Origin of the sequence: Brevibacillus sp. 1238 (assembly GCF_029892995.1) — a bacterium.
GTDB lineage: Bacteria > Bacillota > Bacilli > Brevibacillales > Brevibacillaceae > Brevibacillus > Brevibacillus parabrevis.
On the sequence record NZ_JARXWC010000030.1, the window covers coordinates 1 to 2,474 of the forward strand.

General features: G+C 56.2%; 1 protein-coding gene. It reads left to right on the plus strand.

All coding sequences use genetic code 11. The annotated features are described in order from the left end of the window. On the plus strand, positions 1–2,474 hold a 2,474-nt coding region (locus tag M2298_RS28155), incomplete at both ends, for a non-ribosomal peptide synthetase (protein ID WP_280649363.1).

The following is a 2,474-nucleotide window of genomic DNA, read 5'->3' on the forward strand; positions in this document are numbered from 1 at the left end:
TTGCGCATTCGCGGGCTGGACGTGCAACGCCAGGACATTCACAGCGGCATCGCCAAGTTTGACCTGATGCTGCAAGCGTGGGAAGAGCAAGGGCAAATCGGCTTTGCGCTGGAGTACGCGACGGCGTTGTTTGCCGCCTCTACGGTGGAGCGCATGGGCAAGCATTATACGCAAATTCTTCAAGAAATTTTGCAGGCGCCTGAGCAACTGATCAAGGAAATTCGCTTGATTTCAGCCGAGGAAGAACAACTGCTGCGGGACGGCTTCAACCAGACGCGTGTAGATGAGGACTGGAGCCGCAGCGTGGTGGCGCTCATCGAAGAGCAGGCAAGCGTGCGCGGCGACGAACAAGCGGTGATATGCGGAGGGCAGAGCCTGACCTATCGCGAGCTGAACGAGCGTGCGAATCAGGTGGCACGCTTTTTGCTCGATCACGGTTGCGAGAAAAACCAGATCGTAGGGATTGTGGCGGAACGCTCCTTGACGATGATCATCGGGCTGCTGGCGATTGAAAAGGCAGGCGGAGCCTACTTGCCAATCGACCCCGCCACGCCAGCCGAACGGATTCAGTATTTGCTCAAAGATAGCAGTGCTCGTCTCGTATTGACCCAAACAAAGCTGATCGAGCAAATGACTTTTACAGATTCTGCTGAGATTGCCGTCTACGATCTGGAAGACGAAGTGCAGTACGCCAGCTATGAGCGCACCAACCCGGGTGTACCACTTTTGCCGGATGACCTGGCCTATGTGCTCTACACATCCGGCTCCACAGGCCAGCCAAAAGGAGTCATGCTAACGCACGGCGGCATGTCCAATCGCTTGTGCTGGATGGCGGCGCATTACGGCATGGACGAAAACGAGATCGTGCTGCAAAAGACGACCTATACGTTTGACGTTTCGGTATGGGAGCTGTTTTTGCCGCTCATGATCGGAGGGGTACTCTGCTTCGCCAAACCAGGCGGAGAAAAAGACCCCGAGTATCTCTATCGTCTCATCGACGAACAAAAAGTGACAACGCTGCACTTTGTACCGTCCATGCTGGCAGCGTTTCTCCACACCTTGCCGGACAACGCGGATGAAGCTTCCTTTTCTCGCCTCAAGCGCTGCATTTGCAGCGGCGAAGAGCTAAGCATCGAAGTGAAGGACCGCTTCTTCCGAAAAATGCCGGGAGTAGAGCTGCACAACCTGTACGGCCCTACCGAGGCGTCGATTGACGTGACGTTCTATGAAGTGCGGGCAGAAGATCGGCTAATTCCGATCGGCAAGCCAGTAGCGAACACCCGACTGTACATCGTCACCGAAGAAGGCGGCTTGGCGCCGATTGGCGTGCCGGGAGAGCTGTGCATCGCTGGCATCCAGCTGGCAAAAGGCTATCTCAACCGCCCGGAGCTGACCGCAGAAAAGTTCAGGGAACTGCCGCTGCTCCCCGGAGAACGACTGTACTTCACGGGCGACCTGGCCCGTTGGCTGGAAGACGGAAACATTGCCTACTTGGGTAGAAAAGACACGCAAATCAAACTGCGCGGCTTCCGGATTGAACTAGGAGAAATCGAGTCAGCGATCCAGTCCTATACAGACAAGATCGAGACGGTTGTCGTGGTCAGCCAGGGAACACAAGCGGAGAGCAAGGTGCTGTGCGCGTTTTTCAGCGCGACGGAGAAGGTCGACATTGGCAAGCTGAAAGCACATTTGCAGCGGCATCTGCCTGCTTACATGGTTCCGGTGCACTATCAGCAGCTCCCTGCGCTCCCGCATACGTCCAGCGGCAAGATCGACAGAAAAGCTTTGCCACGCATAACGGCGAGCGACGATGGGGATATGGCCGCGTCGGAAATGTTGGCGGGGGAAGATGGGCAGCTTCTTGCTTCTATTTTCAAAGAAACATTGGGCATCGAGAACATTTCCTCTAGCGCTCACTTTTTTGAGTTGGGAGGCAATTCGCTCGCTGCAATTGTGTTGAAAGCGAAAATTTCCGCCGCCTTCCAGGTGCAGCTGACGATGCAAGAGGTGTTCGCGCATCCGACGATCCGGGAGCTGGTGCCGCTCATTCGGCAAAAAGCGCCGCAGGCGGCTGTCGTGATTCCAAAAGCGGCGGAAGCGCCGTACTATCCGGTTTCCTCCCAGCAAAAACGGCTGTATGCGTTGCAGCAGTTTGACGAAACGAGCACGGCTTACAACATTCCGGGCGTATTTTTGCTGCACGGGGCTGTCAACCGGGAGCGGATGCAGGCTGCGTGCGAAGGCTTGCTGCAACGGCATGAGGCGTTGCGGACGTATTTTGAGTTAAACGGGCAAGAGTTGGTGCAAAAGATTGTTGCGGCTGCTCCGTCCTTTGCGCTTGAATGGCGGGAGATGCCGGGCGCGAGCGTGGAAGAAGCAATGGAAGGCTTCATTCGTCCGTTCTCGCTGCACGAAGCGCCTTTGCTGCGGATTCGCCTGGTGAGCATTGCGCCCGACCGCCACGTCATGCTGAT